Source organism: Xenorhabdus siamensis (genome assembly GCF_037996745.1).
In the GTDB taxonomy this organism is placed as follows: Bacteria; Pseudomonadota; Gammaproteobacteria; order Enterobacterales; family Enterobacteriaceae; genus Xenorhabdus; species Xenorhabdus indica.
Genome location: NZ_JBBMXE010000002.1, coordinates 277,428 through 296,025, shown reverse-complemented (window position 1 = coordinate 296,025; position 18,598 = coordinate 277,428). Strand labels below are relative to the sequence as shown.

The window sequence follows — 18,598 nt, the reverse complement described above, 5'->3', positions numbered from 1 at the left end:
ATTCCTTTTCATCCCCCAGTGGGCGCAGTTTTGTCTCGATAACGGATACCGCCTGCGCCGCAGACAAGGCCGCATGTATCCCAGTGAAATCATGACAATTTTAATCCTCTTTCAGCGGTCGCATTACCGTGATTTTAAAAACTTTTATTTGGAGCATATCTGGCAATACCATCACCGCGACTTCCCCTCCTTGCTCAGTTATACCCGTTTTATCAGCGTTGCCCCGTCCGTTTTGGTCCCCTTATCCAGTTATCTGACTCAATTAAAAGGAAAACCGACAGGCATTGCTTTTATCGACTCCACGAGTTTGCGCGTTTGTCATAACATCCGTATTCCTCGTCATAAGGTCTTTCAGGGCATAGCGCAACGCGGAAAAACCTCAATGGGATGGTTCTATGGGTTCAAATTACACCTGATTATTAACCATCTGGGCGAAATTTTAGCGCTTAAAGTGACCCCGGGTAATGTGGATGATAGGGAGCCTGTACGCGAATTATCAAAAGATCTCACGGGTTCTCTTTACGGCGACAAAGGATATCTGAGTCAGGAATTGGCGGATGATTTAGCTAAAACGGATATCACCTTTATCACGAAAAAGCGCCGCAACATGAAAGCGCTTGCACTGGCTGAGTGGGATAAGGTTATGCTTAAAAAGCGTTTTATCATTGAAACGATTAATGGACAATTAAAAAACGGCTCTCAATTAGAACATTCTCGTCACCGAAGTATAACCGGTTTTTTGTTAACCATTTTAACGGGATTGATTGCTTACTGCCTTAAAGAGAAAAAGCCATCACTGAAAATTTTCTACTCAGAAGAAGATATTTCAGTAATAGCTTAAGCGGAATTGGGGTTATTTAGAAAATTTAGATATGTAATCTACCCTACCTATTATTTATTCAATAACCCGTCTTCTGAAGCAAGCCCTTGTATTGGGTGCTTTATCTGGCGGGTTTTCTATTTTTAGGTATCCACATGCGCCCCCACATCACTCAATCTATCCTGAATCACGCCAAAGCCGAATACCCCAATGAATGCTGCGGACTGGTGATTCAGAATGGCCGAAAGCAGCAGTACATTCCCTGCCGCAATACCGCTCCTTCACCGACAGAACAATTCAGCATTCACCCCGCAGATTACGCCAATGCCGAAGAGACAGGAACGGTTGTTGCGATTGTCCACAGTCACCCCGATGCCACGACACAGCCCAGTCAATTAGACATTGCTCAGTGTGACCTGTCACAAATTCCGTGGGTCATTGTTTCATGGCCGGAAGGGGACATGCGTACCATCATGCCAACCGAGGGGGTAAAGCCTTTACTTGGCCGCCCGTTTGTACATGGCATCTGGGATTGTTATGCCATCGTGCGTGACTGGTACAAACTGGAGTGGATGCTTGAACTCCCTGATTTTGAACGTGCCGATGGCTGGTGGAGTCGGGGCGAAAATCTGTATATGAAACAGTATGCCGTGGCCGGATTTGTCGCCTGTCGGGGTGAATTACAAACAGGGGATGTGCTCATTATGCAGGTACAGGCCAGTGAACCCAATCATGCCGGAGTTTATCTGGGGGATGGCCTGATGTTGCATCATTTGTACGGGCAGCTCAGTAAGCGAGAACCCTATCATGGTTACTGGCAGGAACGCACCATCATAACCTTACGTCACTCATCCGCATCGGCGGGTTTTTTGTTGAAGGGAGTCACATCATGAACACATTACGAACCGTGCGGCTTTACGGTGTGCTGGGAACTCAGTTCGGTCGGGTACATCAACTGGCTGTCTCTACGCCGCAGGAAGCGATCCGGGCGCTGTCTGTGCTGGTTGACGGCTTTGAACGCTTTTTATTGACCGCCAAAGAACAGGGGCTGACTTTTGCTGTGTTTAACGGAAAACGCAATATCAGTCGGGAAGAATTGGTGTTTTCCGGGCAGGACGATATCCGCATTGCCCCGATGATTATCGGCAGCAAAAACGCCGGTGTTTTCCAGACCATTCTGGGCGCGGTGATGGTGGTGGCCGGGGCATTTTTGTGGGCGACCCCGTTTGGTGCGCCGATGGTGATGTCCGGGGCAGGTATGATGCTGGGTGGCGTGGTGCAAATGCTCTCGCCGATGCCGGGCGGGCTGGCCCGGCGCGAAGATCCCGACAACAAACCGTCCTATGCTTTCGGAGGGCCGGTGAACACCGTTGCACAGGGTAATCCGGTGCCCATCGGTTATGGCCGACGCCGTATTGGCGGGGCCATTATTTCAGCGGGTATCTATGCGGAAGACCAACAATAACTCTCTGAGGATGAAAGATGGAAAAACAGCCCATTCAGGGTCACAAAGGCGGGAGACAGCAGCCACGCACCCCGGTAGAAGCACCGGATTCCCTGCAATCCACCGCCTACACCAAAATCCTCCTTGCCCTTGGCGAAGGGGAGTTTGCAGGCGAGTTGGATGGCCGGCGTATTTTTCTGGATAACACGCCGCTTATCGGCGCTGACGGTACGCCCAATTTTGAAGGGGTCAAATGGGAATTTCGTCCCGGCACACCCCATCAGGCGTATATCCCCGGTCTGCCAGCGGTCGAAAATGCCCGAACCGTCAGCGCCGAACTGGTCAGCTCGTGGGTGACGACGGTCACTAATACCCAATTGTCAGCGGTCCGCCTGCGGTTATCATGGCCCCAGTTGCAGCAGCAAAAAGAGAACGGGGATGCGGTCGGTTATCGCATTGAATATGCCATTGACCTCGCCACCGATGGCGGGGCTTTTAAGGAAATCCTGAAAACCGCCGTTGATGGCAAAACTACCACCAAATATGAACGTTCCCACCGGGTGGATTTACCCGCCGCCTATTCGGGCTGGCAGGTGCGCCTTCGGCGGCTGACGCCAAAACAGAACAGTAACCGGATCGCCGATGCGATGATGGTAGAAGCCATTACCGAGGTGATCGACGCCAAATTAAGCTACCCGGAAACGGTTCTGTTATTTGTTCAGTTTGATGCCAAACAGTTTCGCAACATCCCGCAAATCACCTGCGAACCCAAGATGCGTATCATCCGTGTGCCCGCCAATTATGACCCGGCACGTCGCCGTTATTACGGTAGCTGGGATGGCACCTTCCAATGGGCATGGAGCGACAATCCGGCATGGGTGCTGTATGACCTGATGATCAATGATCGGTTCAGTATCGGTACCCGGGTGAAAGCGGAAAACCTGACTCTGGCAAAATGGGATCTGTATAGCATCGCACAATATTGCGATCAGACGGTGCCGGATGGTGAAGGCGGTGAAGAGCCGCGGTTTACCTGCAATGTTTATATTCAGTCACAGGAAGATGCCTGGGCGGTGTTGCGTGACATTGCGGGGATTTTTCGGGGAATGACGTTTTGGGCCAATAACAACATGAATGTGTTGGCGGATATGCCCCGTGACAGGGATTATCTCTTTACGGGTGCCAATGTGCGTGACGGAAAATTCACCTATGCCAGTGCCAGCGAGAAAACCCATTACTCCACGGCCATGGTGAGCTGGTCCGATCCGCAGAATGGCTATCAGGATACGATTGAACCGGTGTTTGAACACCGTTTGATACGCCGCTATGGTATCCGGCAGGCCGATATCACGGCCATCGGTTGTACCCGCCAGAGTGAAGCCATTCGGCGTGGCAAATGGGTGTTGCACACTAACGAACACGACCGGACCGTCACCTTTACCGTCGGGCTGGAGGGGCGTATTCCCCTGCCGGGTTACCTTATCGGCATATCGGATAATCTGCTGTCAGGGCCGGGTCGAAGTGGGCGTATTCAGGCCGTGCAAAGTCGATATATGCTTACCTTGGATCGGGTGCCGTCGGCAAAATCGGGGGACTGGCTGGTTATCAACCTGCCTTTCGGTAAGACAGGAAAGGATCTGATTACCGCGATCAACGGGCAGGAGGTCTCCGTGAGTAGCGGTGGCTATGCCTATGCAGATATTCCTGAGGTGGGTGCCGTCTGGGCCATTGAATCCCGCTATAGCGTGGAGCAACCCTTCAGGGTGATGGGGATCAAAGCGGGAGAGGACGGTGTCTCGTTTGACATTACGGCAGTTGAGCATAACCCTGACAAATATGCGCTTATCGACAGAAACATCCGCATTGACGAACGTCCCGTTACCATTCTTCCGCCTAGTGTTCAGCCGGCACCGAAGCATGTCCTTATCGACAGTGATACTGCGATCAATCAGGGCATTATCACCACCACGTTGCAGATCACATGGGACGCCGCCGACAGTGCCGTGGCCTATGAAGTCAAATGGCGCAAAGACAACGGCAACTGGATAACCGCTCCCCGGACGACCGCCCGGCGTCTTGAAGTACCGAACGTCGATGACGGATGCTATCAGGCGCGGGTCAGGGCGACGAATGCCGCCGCCATATCCAGTATCTGGGTGAACACGCAGGATACCTTGCTGGGAAGCCGCAAAGGGACGCCATCGGCACCGCAGTCTCTCCGCACCACGTCGCTGCTTTTTGGTATCCGGCTGGACTGGGACTTTGCCAACCCGACGGATGTCCTGTTGAAAACAGAAATTGGCTACAACAAAAACGGCGAGGATGACGACACGCTGCAGTTCGCCGATATTGCCTATCCGCAACGCACCCACACCTTGCAGGGGCTGTCGGCTGGGGAGCGGCTCTACTTCCGGGCACGGCTGGTGGACAAATCGGGTAACGCCTCGGCGTGGACGTCACTGGTCAGCGGTGCTGCGTCCAATGATACCGGCTGGATAGTGGAGGCCAGTCAGGATCATTTTCTGGACGCAGAAACCGGGCGGCGTTTACAGGAGCAACTCAATGAGCAGGCCCGAGCCGACGTGCGTCACAAGCAGTCTATTGCGGAAAATGCGCAGGCCATTGAGAGATTGCATGACATGCTGAGGGAGCTTAAGCAGCGTATATAACCTGTATTCGCTGTGACTTGACCTGATGTTATCCTGTGGTAGGACACGATTAAATCTGATGGTCGGCTATGAGCGAAGCAGACTTTAATGTTAAAGGACCTTAACGATGAAGGTCTTACTAACATTATGGTGTGTAGTTGTAATGTTCAAAGGAAGACCCCCTAGTGTTTTAAACTAGCGCGTTTCCTTAATGATGTTTAAACATAGGCCGATCGCGGGATGTGTTATATGAGATTGGAAAAGCCCATGGTAGTACCCATGGACAGTTTAAAAAGAATTAATTCGCTGCTTGCAAGGGTACTTGTTTCAGACGATTTAGCGCCAACTCTAGCTTCGCTAGATCAAACAATTTTAGCTTGCGTTGTGCCCATTTATCTCCAGCAGGCCAATGACGTATACCATCGAGCAAGGATTCTGCATCGGGAGGGACTTGCTCTTGAAACAGCAGCCAGTCTACGGTAGACAGCAGTTCTATCCCGTAAGGAGACTCGAAACCGTCGATTAATTCAGCCGTTCTTTCCAACGCGGGGAGGTAGGCTTTCGCTTCAAATTTTAAGTACAAAGCGATCTTGTCGCGCTTGTCATCGTTAAACCAAATCACATCTAGAGGACCGCAATCGCTAATACGCTTTTCACTCTTTAGGTAGCTTCCATCCAATCCATCTAATAAATGACGTAGCCTATCGGCGTAAGGACCATAATTATTGGCTACGAATTTAAGGTTCAATGGGTTTTTTAGCTCCTCAGCCTCTATCGCACGCTCTAAAAACCATGCCAGTTTTTGAATTTCCAACAAACTGCATTCCATTCCTAACACCCAGTAACGACGCACAAGTTCAGCAATCAAAGCGCGGGCAGGAGTTAGCTTTTCTACACCTTTTGGTTTGGTCACATTTTGATATTTTAATGTTGGTTCATAAACAATGATTTCTATATTTTCAAGATCACCCAATATTTGGTTGATATATGGTTTTACCTCATCCCAGTTAAGGCCACCATTACCAGCTCCCAATGGAGGAATAGCAATGGAATGTATGTGATTTTTTTCAATAAAACAGCGAAGATCTACCAGTCCATCGATAATCCACTGTATCTGTGATTTAGCCCGCCAATGTTGTTTTGTAGGAAAGTTCACAATCCAACGAGGTCCCATCAGTTCACCTGTATCGGTAACAAACATCTTTCCAGTCTTAACTTCTTTTTCTTTACATGCTTTGGCATAAGCGTCCATGTTGGCAGGAAAACGTTCTTTGAACATCAACGCAATACCCTTGCCCATAACACCAACTGTATTAACTGTGTTAACCAGAGCTTCTACATTAGCTTCCAACAGGTTACCTTGTGTAAATTTTATCATCGTCGGCCTCCTTAAAAGTACCAGCCGGGTATGCAATGTATATCCAGTTTGACTCCTAACCCATTGGCTTGTTTTTGTAATTCCTGTTGTACACTCTGTGTATAACATACTGCACCCAGCAAAGCATTGATGGGCATATACTTATAGATTAGAGCTTCTGCTTGATAACGCTCAACCTTTTCCGGGTCATCCGGATCACGCTGAAAATTGCGTTGTTGCAACAATGTCCAATCAATAGCTGTTAAATCATTCAACTCATTGTAATAATTGGTTATTACTGGGTACGCATGACGATCAGTAAATACAAAAGGTAATCCTATTTCTGCTACTCGATGCATGCTAGAAACCAGAATGACAATATCGGAATTGGACACCTTTTTTACCCCACCACGACCCGTATAAATGTTGTACATCATGGGAGAAAAAGGAGTAAAATAAAAAGGGACATAATCATTAAGTACACCTTGAGGTGGAAGAAGTACAGTTCGATGACCACGACGATTTATTAAATCTTCATTCCCAATAGTTACCCAGTTTGGCGAACGTGTTGCACCGTTTCCTGCATGTAATCCATTGGCTAGAATCCAAGGAATATTTTGGCGATGTGTAATTCTCCAAATGAGTGCTTTTTCCGGATTAAGATTAGTATATGCCATTAACTGAACATTCCTCCGTTGACATTAACATCAACTGACTGTCCATTCAGTTTTTTCATAACAGCCCTCTCAATACTCGTCGTGGGAACATAGATCATGAAGAATTTTGAAACATTGACAATATTAGGAGACAAGCACTCCGCCATGCATATGGCTCTTACAATCAGGATTGTGGTAGTCTCGCTTATTCATTATGTCCCAATTAATTAACCCGAAACCTTCATCATAGTCATAAAGTTTGATAGCAGTATTAGCCAGGGGATGCTGGGGAATTACCTTCCAGTTTTCTGCTTTAGCTACTTCCCGTTTGACTGTAATTAAAATAAAGTTTTCATCTGGTCGATCTTTCTGAACACGTCCATCAAAAGGGTTTCTTGAAAACCAATGAAAAGGCACGTATTTCTCAAGGTCATATTCCTTACGACTGTCGATTATTTCCTTATCAGCAACATCACGAAATTCTCCCAGTATTGCCCTGGATTTTAATCCATGCGTCAATATAGAGCTGACATTGTTCAAACTTGTGAGGTGATAAAGTAACTTTTGAGTTTTTATATCAGCCATATTTTTATTTCCCTTCAATTACTATAGTGTACTATAGTGGCTTCGCTCGATTCTCAGTTATACGACTTGGGCGAACTGCACCTGCGTACTTATAAATGGTTGCCCGAGACACACCATAGCACTTAGCAATTTCAGCAACTTGTATATCAGGGTTACGCAGAAGAGCCTTGATTTTCTTTACTTGCTTTTCATCTAAGGCAGGTTTCCTTCCCCCTTTACGGCCACGAGCACGAGCAGCAACTAATCCAGCCTGCGTTCGTTCTCTGATAAGGTTCCGCTCAAACTCTGCTAACGCAGAGAATAGGTGTAAAGTTAGTTTTCCTGTAGCATTGCCTGTGTCTATACATTCTGTAATACTCTCGAAACCAATGCCGAGCTGTTCCAACTCACCTACAATCCTTACCAAATCGGATAATGATCTTCCCAAACGATCAAGCCGCCAAACGATTAAGGTATCACCTTGCTCCAGAGCTCGGAGACAATGGTCAAGAATAGGGCGATCCGCAGACTTTCCACTAATTTTTTCTTCATATATATCAATACAACCAGCTCTGTTCAAAGCATCTCGCTGTAAATCTAGTCGCTGATCATCTGTAGATACACGAACGTATCCAAATCGCTTTCCCATACCTTTTCCTAACATAGATAAATATACGGGTATTCTTACATAAAAGCGGATTGTTAGCACGATGTTTAATCAATAAGTTAATGTGTCGATAAAACTACTGTTTGTTAGAACAGTGAAAATCTGGTGCTATTGTTGTACCAACTTGATCTATAGATAAAACCATATGGACTTTAGTGTCCAGAGAATGAACTGCACTTCCTAATCTCTTGTAACTTAGAAGGAGCTAATCTAATTAAACTTAATACATATTAGTGATTTCTGCTTATGGCACAATAGGGGTGTGATGGTCGCAGTTACGACTTTTGTTTAAGTGAGTTATGTCGTGGTGTGACTACAAAAATAATGAAAATTTTGCTCGTTATTTTATTCGCCAAATAGTGTCGAGTGACACGACGGTTGCATTTACCTCTCTATGGTTCTGGGAATACGTCTGCTATCCCAAATCGATAGTCAATAGCAATGGAATACATTTGCTGTCGTTATTTTGCGAGCCGCTTTGCAAAGGCCATTTTTGTCAGTGGCATGTTATTTGGGTGGGGGATAGAGTGGCGGTGAAAATTTCGACGCGGTTTTAACGTGCTGGTCACACGATAAAACCGCTAACCACAAAAACTACAGGAGATAGTTATTATGGCTGACACGTATTCTACTGCAGGCACCCGCATTTACAAAATTTCCCAACCGGAACGTTATCAGAAAGTGGTTTATCGTCCCAAGGGAGTGAACCGCACGACTCCTGCCATTAATTTAAGCGGAAAATGGCTACTGGAAGCCGGTTTTTCTATTAACGATCCGTTAAAAATCAGAGTGATGCCCGGTTGTTTGATTATCACCGCCCAAAATTTTCATGAACTGTGGCACTGCTTAAAAAGCCTGAATGAAGGTGAATGGGATGATATCGCTGTGGCACGCTGGCTGCGTCAATTCCCCGGAAAATTAAATAAAAAGTTGTCGGGATAGACTTTTAATTCAATTTTTTATCAATTAAAACATAATATTGAACGCTTCTTAGTGAGCTTCGCTTTGCATTGAAATGGCAAAAGTTTTCTTTTGCGAAGCCGTTCGCATTTTATTTTATTCATCAACAGAGAATGAACTGATGGAGCTTAAATTTTCTACTGAAGACGCTGAAAAACCGGAATGTGTGTTAACTGGTAACGATATGCGACAGATGGGCTTTACACCCAATACCCTGTTTCATATCCAGCAATATAACAACGGGTTGATGTTGACATTGGCGAAGCCTGATGATGATCCGGCTATCTTGTTCCACGCCGTGGAAGATGATCCGAAGCCGGGCATCGATTGGGTACGTGACAATGGCGAGCTGTATCTGGCTGGTGACTGGTTAACGGAAACCGGTTTGCTGGATAAGCCCGTTCAAATTGCTTTCGGTCACGGCAAGATTATGTTGATGACAGAGTCTGACCTTATGCCTGCTCGTACCATCATGTAGTCGTTCTTAAAAAAAGAATAAAGCTGGAAGATCAATCTACCAGCTATTTTAATTTATATATCAATCAAAAATTAACTTTTTTTAAATATTGCATAGCCGCACTATATGCTCCTATTGAGTGGGGATTTAAGTCTTCCATCCGTTCAAAGAATTTTTTTGCATGTCCACACATAGCAATTAAAAACTCTTCCTTTTCAATAGAAGTCTTAACTTCTGAATGGCAATTTACACTAACAAGTACTCTATTTCCCTTTGATGGAGTAAACTTAACCTCTATCGGTTGATCTGGAAAATAGCATTTGAACTCTTCATTATTATATAATATTGATAGTCCTTCGGCTAAATAACACCAAAGATCATCAATATAATCATACATTGACTTATCAATAAGACTAATACCATTGATGGTTAATTCTAAAGCGCCATCAATATAATCAGAATTTTCTATACTTCCATCATATTGAAAAATATCAATATATTCATCTTTGATTTTAATGTATGTATTTATGTTTATCATAGTTTACCTGGATAAAATTGACCTATTCTTCCATTTTTAAAACCAACTACATAATCTTGGCCTTTATACTGACCAGAAATTTGGAATTTACCGACACTTCCTTTGCTTATTACTGTATCTCTATTTTGCTTCATCACACTCCCGATAGCATCGGTAATATCATTTATTGACATTTTACGAGAAAGAAAACTTTGCTTAGCCTTTATCGAACCATCCCAATAATTAGGGTGGTGTCGCTCAAGAATATGTTTCATACCTGCTTTGTCCAGTTTGAAAGTTTGATTTCCAAAACGGTAATCTTTACCTTCAAATTTTTTCAGCTCATTAATAACCTTATAAGGGAGCTGCTTTTTAGGCATGACCTCAGAAGTACCACTCAATCCAAACGGGTCAACCCACGATAATGGATTATGCACATACCCATACGGATTCAGCCCGCCCATCAGCCCGATGGGGTCCGGCGAGATATATTGCCCCGTTTCGTTACTGTAATACCTAAAGCGATTATAGCAAAGCCCTGATTCCTCATCGAAATATTGGCCCATGAACCGGAAGTGACAACCAACATGATAATCCGCATCATTGGACGCAATCACCTGAGAATGATCTGCCTGCCCCCAGGCTTCTCAGCCGCTGTGCCCAGATAAGCTGGCCGGCCTCGTTGAGCATCTCGCGCGGCGTTCCCTGATGGTCACTCACCACATAGTGCAGCTTGCCTCGCTCAAAACGGGCTGACGGTGTGAGTGCGCCCGGTTCGTAGAGCCAGCGGACACGCTGATTTTCCGCCGGTGTGCCATCGGCATAAATCGGCGTTTCCTCAACCAGATGGTCACCGCTCCACAGGTAATCCTGTCCGACGATGGCATCCGCTCTCAGTGCTAAATCCGGTTTGCCATCCAGCCACAATTTTAAATTTGTGGCAGCCAATTTTCCATCGTGAATTTTCAGTTTTTGGAGTCGCCTACCAAAAGGATCGTATTTATACTGCCAACGCGAGCCGTCCGGGGTTTCGCAGTGGGTAAGCTGGTTTTGCGTATCCCAGCGATAGCGCCAGATTTGCGGACGGAAGCCATCACGGCGTTCAGTTTTTTCCACCAGACGACCGTTATCATCATAGCGATAACGGTTATCCCCTTGCTGCACAACACGTCCGGCTTTCTGGCGTTGATTGATTTGTGCTACCGCTCCCCGTGCATCGGTGGGTAGATGTTGACTCAGATTGCCGTTGGCATCATAGCTGAATTGCTCTTCATGCGGACGCGCACCCTCGTACAGGGTATGGAGTATTTGGTCGTTAGTATTGTAACGATAACGGGTTTGTCCCCAGCGGCTGTCGTCAATCACCCGTACATTGTGGGCGCGGTCGTATTGCCAGCTCCGGTTGACAGCGGTGGCCTGGGGTGGGAAGTGCGGATCGTTTTGCGCCAGCGTTTCCCGGAAAAATTGGGTAGCCTGACCCGCCGACTGATGTGCCAGCAGGCCAGTTGCGGTGTAGCGACTGGCAAGGATAAAACCGTTGGCACTTTCCCGCACGGTTTCCCGCCCCAGCGCATCATGCTGGAATGTCAGTGGTGCATGCTGGTTAAGCTGAAAGTGATTCAGACTCCCCGACAGGTTATAACCGAAGTGCAGGGTATTGCCATCGACACTTTCGCTGACAGGACGTCCGGTCAGATTATCCCATTCGCGCGTGATTTCCCGCCCATTGATACGCTCACAGGTCGGCAGGCCAGTGGTCTCGTCATATTCGTATTCCACCACGGCATCGGCATTGGTGGCTTTCACTAGTTGATGCCGCTTGTTGTACTCGTAACGCGTTGTGGCTTTCAGTACCCGTTGGTTTTCTTCCGGTTGCCAGCTTTCCTGTTTGAGCAACAAACCCGTAGTGGAATAATGCCAGCGGAGCTGTTGTCCGTCGGGATATTGCGTCAGTGTGCGGCGTCCCAGTTTATCGTACTGATATTCAAGAGTACGCCCGGTAAAATCAGTTTCCCGGATAATCTGCCCCGCGGCATCCCGCTCATAACGGTAGGTTTCGCCGGTGGAGGCGGTCACTGAGTTCAACCGGGTCAGCCGGTCATAGCCAAAGTGTAATACCGTGCCATCGGGTCGGGTAACCTGAGTCAGCAGGTCAAACGCGCCGTAAGTATAGCGGGTGGTACGGCCTTCGCCGTCAGTCACGGCCACTACTCGCCGTTCACTGTCATAGGCCAGTTGTTGCGTGGTGCCATCCGGCAGTTCGACTTCCGTCAGGCTACCGTTGAGACTGGCATGGTCGTCGCTGTAACGGTAGTGAGTTTGTTGTTTGAGAGCATCGGTGAATTGGCGCAGGCGGCCCAGTTCATCCAGTTGCAGGCCGGTGGTCTGACCGTCTGGGGTCATCACGGCAGCCAGCCGCTGTTGTTCGTCATAGGCATAGTGCCACTGACGCCCATCCGGTAGCAGGCGCTGACGCAATTCACCGTGCGTGCCGTATTGGTATTCTTCTTTGTGCCCCAATGGATTAGTCAGCGCTGTCAGGTTGCCTTGCTCGTCATAGTGAAATTGCCAGCGCTCACCGGTGGGCAGGACACTTTCGATAAGCTGCCCGTGTTCGTCATAACCGTAAGCAAAGGTTTCTCCCGTCGGCAGAACCATTTCGGTCAGCGCACCATCAGGGTTGTAATCGAAAGTCGTCATTCCACCGGCTGCATTGGCTTCCCAGACGATTTGACTGTAGCGCCACTGGCGGCGTGTGACGCGTCCCAGCGGATCGACTTCACGGATCACCAGCCCGTTGTTATCGTAATGGTGCTGGGTTTCACCACCTTCAGCATCCCGGTAAGTGGTGATACGCGCCTGGTCGTCATAGTGGAAACGGTCACTCCAGTAGCCGCTGGGGGACGTCATGCTCAGTACCCGCCCCTGCTCATCATAAATGAGATGCAGATCAGTTTGGTCGGTATCGTGCCAGCGGGTCATCCGCCCCTGTGCGTCATATTCATGCCACAGATGGTTGTGCTGGAACGCATCACATTGATGCAGATAACCTTGTGGATCATAGTGACAGGTCACCAGCCGTTGTTGTTTTTGCTGTTCAAGATAGTCCACTGTCTGGAGTTGCTGATCCTGATACCCCAGAATCAGCCGGAAGCCATCCGTGCGCGTGACTTCGATCAGTTGTGCGTGTTTATTGTAAATAAACCGGATCGCGTTCTGACGGCGGTCAGTGATCGCGGATAGCTTGCGGATATTGCCAACGATGTGATTGAAGTGATAGCTGAGTTGGGACTGGCGGTCGGTCAGTTGCAATTCACCATTCAATTCGCCGGTCAGCAGGTAATGGGGAATATGCTGGTTACGGGCGAGTACCTGATTATCCGGCGTATTGAAATCATAGATGACTCCGTCTGCATCGGTGAAATTGATTTTGCCGTCAGTCAGTGCCAGCTGGCGTGACCAGTCATCTGCCCATTTCGGGCCAAACAGGCCGTTTAAGTTGGCAGTGGAGCGATAGGTGCGGGTCAGGGTAATCGGCAACAATCCGGGGATAGCGATAACCGGCCAGACTTGCAGGAAGTCGCCGGTGGCCATATCGACAGGTTCACTTTTTGTGCTACAAGTCCCGTTGCAGCTACCATCTTTATCGGTGGATTTGTTGTCAACAGGGTCTTTTTCGGTGTTTTTGGGTTTGGCCGGCGCGGGGTTGGCAGTTTCTGGCGACTGGCCTTTGATTTTGGCACCTTTTTTGGCAACAGCTTTGGCAAGTCCAAGAATACCTGTCGCTAAAGAAGCGCCTTCGTATATTAAATGACCCCCTTTCTCGGCATCGCTTTTCATTTCCATCTTAATCGCATCAGCATTGACCATATCAACGGCCTTTTGCTGCAATTCAGACACCCCGACAGGAGAGCCCCCCATATATTCCCAGGCTTTTTCGGCAGCAACGGCCGGTGCCGTTGTCATGATTACGGCTCCCTTGCCAAGCAATTCCCCCATTTCAGGAACGGTATTCCAGAGTGCTTTGCCTGCCCCGATAGCCGCTTCGCCCGGACTGTCCCAGGCGGCTTGCAGATGGTGTTTACTCTCATCCACCCATTTGTTGAAGTCATCGGCGGTTTCCTGAAACCAGTCAACGGTGTTATCCCACATCCCTTTTTCCGCCGGGGCCTCTGGCTTAACGGCCGGATTAGCGGCATGCGGAGGAGAGGCGGACTGGGGGGCCTGTCCGACAATGCTACCAATTGTATTCCCTTCTCCGGTCGGGCTATCGTCTCGTGGCTTTTGCGGCAACGCAGCATTGGGTTTGGGATGATCGTCGTCGTCTTTCTCTTTTTCCCATTCTTCCTTTGGAAATTCACCCCTTTTGAATTTTTCAACGGTATCCTGAGCCGTTTTCTTAAAAGCCTGAGCTTCGAAGTCAGCGTCTGCCTGATTATAGTGAACGTCTAATTCCGGGTCGTCGCCGTAATCGCCGTAAAAACGGGTGCTTTGCCGGTATAGTGTCTCTGCATTGCTGAGCGCTTTCTCCGCCTCAGCCTGTGTGCGAATGTTAAATTCTTTGCAATATTCTTCGGCTCTGACATCGTTGCTATCTGATGTGACGAGCATCTTATCTGACATGGTTTCCCTCCTTATGCCCCGTTCATCCAAAATTTATCCCCGTGGCGCAATACCAGTTTGTTGCCGGCACGAACCGTGCGGGTATGCTCCTGCGGATGGCATTTTCCGCCGACGGTGCCGCTTTTGACGCCATTCGCTACGCCGGGCTGGTCGCCCAGTGTCTGCGGCACAAAGCTCTGGGCAAATACCACCACCGGCTGGCCATTGGCACGCACGGTTTTTTCCGGGGCTGAGCTGTCTGCCAGTTTCGCCACCACCGGATAGGGGATGGGTGGGGTGGAAGGCCCCATCGGGGTTTTGCACACGTCCGGCAGCATGCCGATAATCATCCAGGTACCCGCGGTACGGGCGATGTAGTTATCAGCCATCTTTTTTCTCCTCTTCCAGTGGCGCCAGTTTGAGTAAAGGGGCATCCGGGTTGATTTCAAACCGGGCTTCGGCGACCCGTACGGGCAGAGAGGCTTTGAAGCTCAGACGGCAGGTTATATGCAGTGTTCTGGCTTCGCTGTCGATAATTAACGTATCGAGGCGCATCGGTACGGGCAGCAGCATGCCGTTATGCATCCGCAGCAGGATAAACGGGCGATGCCCCGGCAGTTTGACATGCAGGTCACTATGGGGCGTCAGGCCACTCAGGGTGAGGGCAATATCGGTTTCCGGCCAGTCAATCTGCTGGTCAGCCGGGGCGCCGTTCCAGTAACCAAAGTCAAAATCTTTTGGCAGATAGGGATGGCGGTGCTCCAGCCAGTCGGCATCGTAAGTGCCGGCAAGTTGGCGGCGGGGCAGCCACGGGCGACCGATAAACCCCATTCCCTGCGGCTGACAGGCGGGGGTATCGGGCAGTAATGTGCCAGCCAGTTGCTCCGCAAAATGCTGTGAGGTAAACGGCGCATCCGGTCGAATAATGCGCGGGGCAGGGTAACGGGTGAGTTGTTTGGCATCGGCATACCACGGTGTGATAAATCCCATCCCCAGCGGGTTGGCTTCCCAAACGGCATGCGCAATCGGGGCATTTTCCCCGTCCGGGTGCTGCTGGCGCTGTTCGGGTGTCAGTCGGTCACGCTCTTTGAGGTGTTGGCTCGCTTTATCGTCTGCCTGAATTTTGCATTCGCCCCCAAAGGCATAGCAGTAATCCAGTGGCAGCGTGGTAAAAGGTGTTGGTTCAGTCAGTTGCCAGTGGCCAGCGGCGTCACGGATAAATTCCCGTTCACCGGTTACGGTGAGGGTTTTGTCGAGCAGGGGCTGGCCCTGCTTAGTTTGTACCTGTAACCGCACGGGAAATTCGGTGCAGGGCTTACCTTCTGGCGCATAAGCCGTGCCGTTGACAATCACGTCGCAGCGCGGTTTAAACGGCGCAAGGTCACTTTCCTGCAACACCTGCGAGGCATTCATCTGCCCGCGGTATTCATCCTGTAAACACAGGGGCGGCGCGGGCAATAATTCGGCGACGTACTCCCCCTCTCCGGCAGGCATCAGTTGGTAGCCGATTTTCATGACCGCGACGTGATGCTCGGTATCGTCGACATCGAGCATCGGGTAGTTCATCACCGCAAAGGGCGTCAGGTTACGAAATTCCATCTCAGTCTGTCCTTGTTAGTTCAGGTCGATGTCTTTACCGGTGATTTGTACCGGGCCACTGGCCTCAAATTTGAACTCACTGCCCTGAATGGTGATTTTGCCCTCGCTATCCATACGCAGGACGCTGGCACCGCATTTCAGCTCAATCACATCACCGGCATTGATAGACAAGGTATTGCCGACCACAACGGATTTATGGCTGCCAACCTGTTCAGTCTGGCTGGCGCCGACGGTGGTGTTCATGCTGGCGCCGACGGTCAGTGCGTAGACCATGCTGATGGTTTCCGTGCTGGTCATTTTCACCATTTCATTTTTGTGCTCATTCACTTTGATGGTCTGGTTTTTTTCCACGGTTTCGCTGTGGTTAGCCAGTACATGGGTATCGCGGTTATTGAGTACCTTGGTGTTCATGTCTTTCTGGGCGTGCAGTGACAGGAGTTCACTACCTTTGGCATCCTCAAACAGCAGTTCGTTGTAGCCTTGCCCTTTGTGGGTTTTGGAGCGGAACGCCATCTGGGTTTTGCTGCCCGGTAAGCTACCCGGTGGAATGTTACTGGCATGGTAGGTACGCCCGGTCACTATTGGCTGGTCGGGGTCGCCATGCAGGAAATCCACCACTACTTCCTGTCCGATACGGGGAATGGCCAGCATGCCCCAGCCCTGACCGGCCCACGGCTGGCTGACCCGTATCCAGCAGGAGCTTTGGTCATCGCTTTTACCGTAACGGTCCCACGGGAATTGCAGACGCACGCGCCCGTACTGGTCACAGAAAATTTCTTCACCGGCCGGGCCGACCACTTTGGCAATCTGCGGGCCATCAATCACCGGTTTGGGCAACGGGGCCGGGCGCCAGTTCTGGTTCTGGCGGATGAAGGTAAAGTGGCTGTGCAGTGTCGTGCCGGCGCCTGAGCTGGCGGTTTCCAGTGCCTGCGGTTGACAGCCGCTGTGGCTGGCGGAAACGGTCTGCCATGACTGGTTCAGGTCTGCCCGGGGATGGTTATCGAGAATGAACAGTTTGCCCGGTTGCAGGGCGATGGCATTGCCGCTGCCCTGTCCGGTCACGGCGTCGCTGCGCAGTGCCTCCAGGCGGTAGCGGGTAAAATCCTTGCCATGCGTCTCGTCCTTGAAGCGGCCCGGATAGTCGTAATGCTCGTAATACAGTTGTTGCAGGTTTTCATCCCGCATCTGTTGCTGAAATTCTGCCGGCCAGGCCGGGTTTTTGAAAGTGTAATCCTTAAGCTGTACCTGAGCCGGGCGCACCTGTGCGCTGCTGGTCAGACTGTTGACCGCCGGTTCCCCCAGTGTACTGCCTTCACCCGGCTTTTTGTCCCGCTCCACCGGCAAAGCCTCCGCCACTGATCATGCTACCGACACCGGCAGCAGTGTTACCACCCGCGCCCGTCAACAGGCCTTTGGCCTGTTTCGCTATCTGCGTCGTTTGCTGTCCTTGTTCCAACAGCGCTTTTCCTTTCTTCAATTTGGTGAGGTGCTTTTTCACTGACATAGTTTGTCTCCCTGAGATAATGGAATGTTATGCAATAGGCTATTCCGCCTGATAACAACGCAGGCCATAACATTCGGGCACAAGATTTAAATCTAACTCACATTGTCTCCGACAAATTGGTTAATTAAGGACGCAATATGCTGCTTTACGATAATTTGAAGGGACTTTGTTTTCCGAATATATCAGCTGATCTGTGACAAATAAAATGGAGGAAATAATAAATAACGGCTGGGTAAAGGCCAAATTAAATCAAGTGCAATAAAAAACGGCATCTGACAATGACAGTGTAAAAAGTTAAAATGATTGCCTTTTAGGAATAATATTCTGATATGGTGTATATAATTAGTGTATAGATCTGCTTAATATTTATCCATAAAAGATGTCTTTTCCGTAACTTTATGAGGTAAAAATAAAAAATAGTTAACGGGTTTGACCAAAATCATGATCATTTTCATTTCATGAACTCGATCACAAAAAAGCTGTTATTAGAAATGAGATTTTTTTATTTTCTGTCTTTTTTGTTTAATAAGAAAGAGCGTAATAATGAATGATGTATTTGCATTGAATATATAAGCTCCAGCCATTCATTCAAATAAAAGTAAATATTGCGATGAGATCAGTCCTAAATGGAAATAGCCAAATTAATATTTGGTTAATTGAGCAATATAAGGATTAAGTCAATTCAAACAACTTAACTTAGTTAGACAACTGCCTGGATTTCAAAGGGCAGTTTTCTGCCCTATAGTGATAGTAACTTACTTTCTCATTGCGCTATAATTTCCCGCTTTTCTGTCACAGACCCT

At 48.9% G+C, this 18,598-nt stretch carries 14 protein-coding genes and 2 pseudogenes; 6 read left to right on the top strand and 10 right to left on the bottom strand.

What is annotated here, in order from left to right:
* Positions 1-10 precede the first annotated feature (10 nt).
* From AAC852_RS02265 to AAC852_RS02250, 4 genes are all read left to right on the top strand, one after another.
* Positions 11-841 carry an IS982 family transposase gene (locus AAC852_RS02265; RefSeq protein WP_340619665.1) on the top strand — a complete coding sequence of 277 codons (831 nt, stop codon included), beginning with the start codon at positions 11-13 and terminating at the stop codon, positions 839-841.
* A gap of 134 nt (positions 842-975) precedes the next feature.
* Entirely contained in the window at positions 976-1,713 is a 738-nt protein-coding gene (locus tag AAC852_RS02260; RefSeq protein WP_340619614.1) for a C40 family peptidase, read from the top strand.
* Positions 1,710-2,285 carry a tail assembly protein gene (locus AAC852_RS02255; protein WP_340619613.1) on the top strand — a complete coding sequence of 192 codons (576 nt, stop codon included), beginning with the start codon at positions 1,710-1,712 and terminating at the stop codon, positions 2,283-2,285. The genes AAC852_RS02260 and AAC852_RS02255 overlap by 4 nt, the downstream gene beginning before the upstream one ends.
* 17 nt (positions 2,286-2,302) lie before the next feature.
* Positions 2,303-4,933, top strand: coding sequence for a TipJ family phage tail tip protein (locus AAC852_RS02250; RefSeq protein WP_340619612.1), 2,631 nt, complete (start codon positions 2,303-2,305; stop codon positions 4,931-4,933).
* A 277-nt stretch (positions 4,934-5,210) separates the two neighbouring features.
* On the opposite strand, the gene darG is transcribed toward AAC852_RS02250, so the two are convergent.
* The 4 genes from darG to AAC852_RS02230 form a co-directional block, all read right to left on the bottom strand.
* Positions 5,211-6,290, bottom strand: a complete 1,080-nt coding sequence (gene darG, locus AAC852_RS02245; protein ID WP_340619611.1) for a type II toxin-antitoxin system antitoxin DNA ADP-ribosyl glycohydrolase DarG — start codon at positions 6,288-6,290, stop codon at positions 5,211-5,213.
* Positions 6,291-6,301: 11 nt separating this feature from the next.
* Positions 6,302-6,946: a type II toxin-antitoxin system toxin DNA ADP-ribosyl transferase DarT gene (gene darT / locus AAC852_RS02240; RefSeq protein ID WP_340619610.1), complete on the bottom strand. Its 645-nt coding sequence runs from the start codon at positions 6,944-6,946 to the stop codon at positions 6,302-6,304.
* A 123-nt stretch (positions 6,947-7,069) separates the two neighbouring features.
* Positions 7,070-7,510 (bottom strand): DarT ssDNA thymidine ADP-ribosyltransferase family protein, encoded by a 441-nt coding sequence (locus AAC852_RS02235; RefSeq protein WP_340619609.1) that lies wholly within the window; start codon positions 7,508-7,510, stop codon positions 7,070-7,072.
* 31 nt (positions 7,511-7,541) lie between these two features.
* Positions 7,542-8,138, bottom strand: a complete 597-nt coding sequence (locus AAC852_RS02230) for a recombinase family protein (protein ID WP_340619608.1) — start codon at positions 8,136-8,138, stop codon at positions 7,542-7,544.
* 630 nt (positions 8,139-8,768) lie between these two features.
* Here AAC852_RS02230 and AAC852_RS02225 point away from each other — a divergent pair.
* On the top strand, positions 8,769-9,098 hold the full coding sequence (locus AAC852_RS02225) for a SymE family type I addiction module toxin (RefSeq protein ID WP_340619607.1): 330 nt from the start codon (positions 8,769-8,771) through the stop codon (positions 9,096-9,098).
* A 139-nt stretch (positions 9,099-9,237) separates the two neighbouring features.
* Positions 9,238-9,594 (top strand): SymE family type I addiction module toxin, encoded by a 357-nt coding sequence (locus tag AAC852_RS02220; RefSeq protein ID WP_340619606.1) that lies wholly within the window; start codon positions 9,238-9,240, stop codon positions 9,592-9,594.
* A gap of 64 nt (positions 9,595-9,658) precedes the next feature.
* Here AAC852_RS02220 and AAC852_RS02215 read toward each other — a convergent pair whose 3' ends face one another.
* The 6 genes and pseudogenes from AAC852_RS02215 to AAC852_RS02185 all read right to left on the bottom strand — a co-directional run bounded on the left by AAC852_RS02215 (position 9,659) and on the right by AAC852_RS02185 (position 17,795).
* The gene (locus AAC852_RS02215; protein WP_340619605.1) at positions 9,659-10,111 is read right to left on the bottom strand and encodes a hypothetical protein; all 453 of its coding nucleotides are present in this window, start codon (positions 10,109-10,111) and stop codon (positions 9,659-9,661) included.
* Between the two features lie 374 nt (positions 10,112-10,485).
* A pseudogene (locus AAC852_RS02205) lies at positions 10,486-13,795 on the bottom strand (RHS repeat-associated core domain-containing protein); the annotation flags it as partial.
* Between the two features lie 929 nt (positions 13,796-14,724).
* Positions 14,725-15,081, bottom strand: coding sequence for a DUF4150 domain-containing protein (locus AAC852_RS02200; protein ID WP_047685203.1), 357 nt, complete (start codon positions 15,079-15,081; stop codon positions 14,725-14,727).
* Positions 15,074-16,246 carry a DUF2169 family type VI secretion system accessory protein gene (locus AAC852_RS02195; RefSeq protein WP_340619664.1) on the bottom strand — a complete coding sequence of 391 codons (1,173 nt, stop codon included), beginning with the start codon at positions 16,244-16,246 and terminating at the stop codon, positions 15,074-15,076. The genes AAC852_RS02200 and AAC852_RS02195 overlap by 8 nt, the downstream gene beginning before the upstream one ends.
* Positions 16,247-16,306: 60 nt before the next feature.
* Positions 16,307-17,611 (bottom strand): annotated as a pseudogene (gene tssI / locus AAC852_RS02190) (type VI secretion system tip protein TssI/VgrG); the annotation flags it as partial.
* Entirely contained in the window at positions 17,604-17,795 is a 192-nt protein-coding gene (locus tag AAC852_RS02185) for a hypothetical protein (RefSeq protein ID WP_340619602.1), read from the bottom strand. The gene AAC852_RS02185 and the pseudogene tssI, both read right to left, overlap by 8 nt.
* Positions 17,796-18,598: the final 803 nt, after the last annotated feature.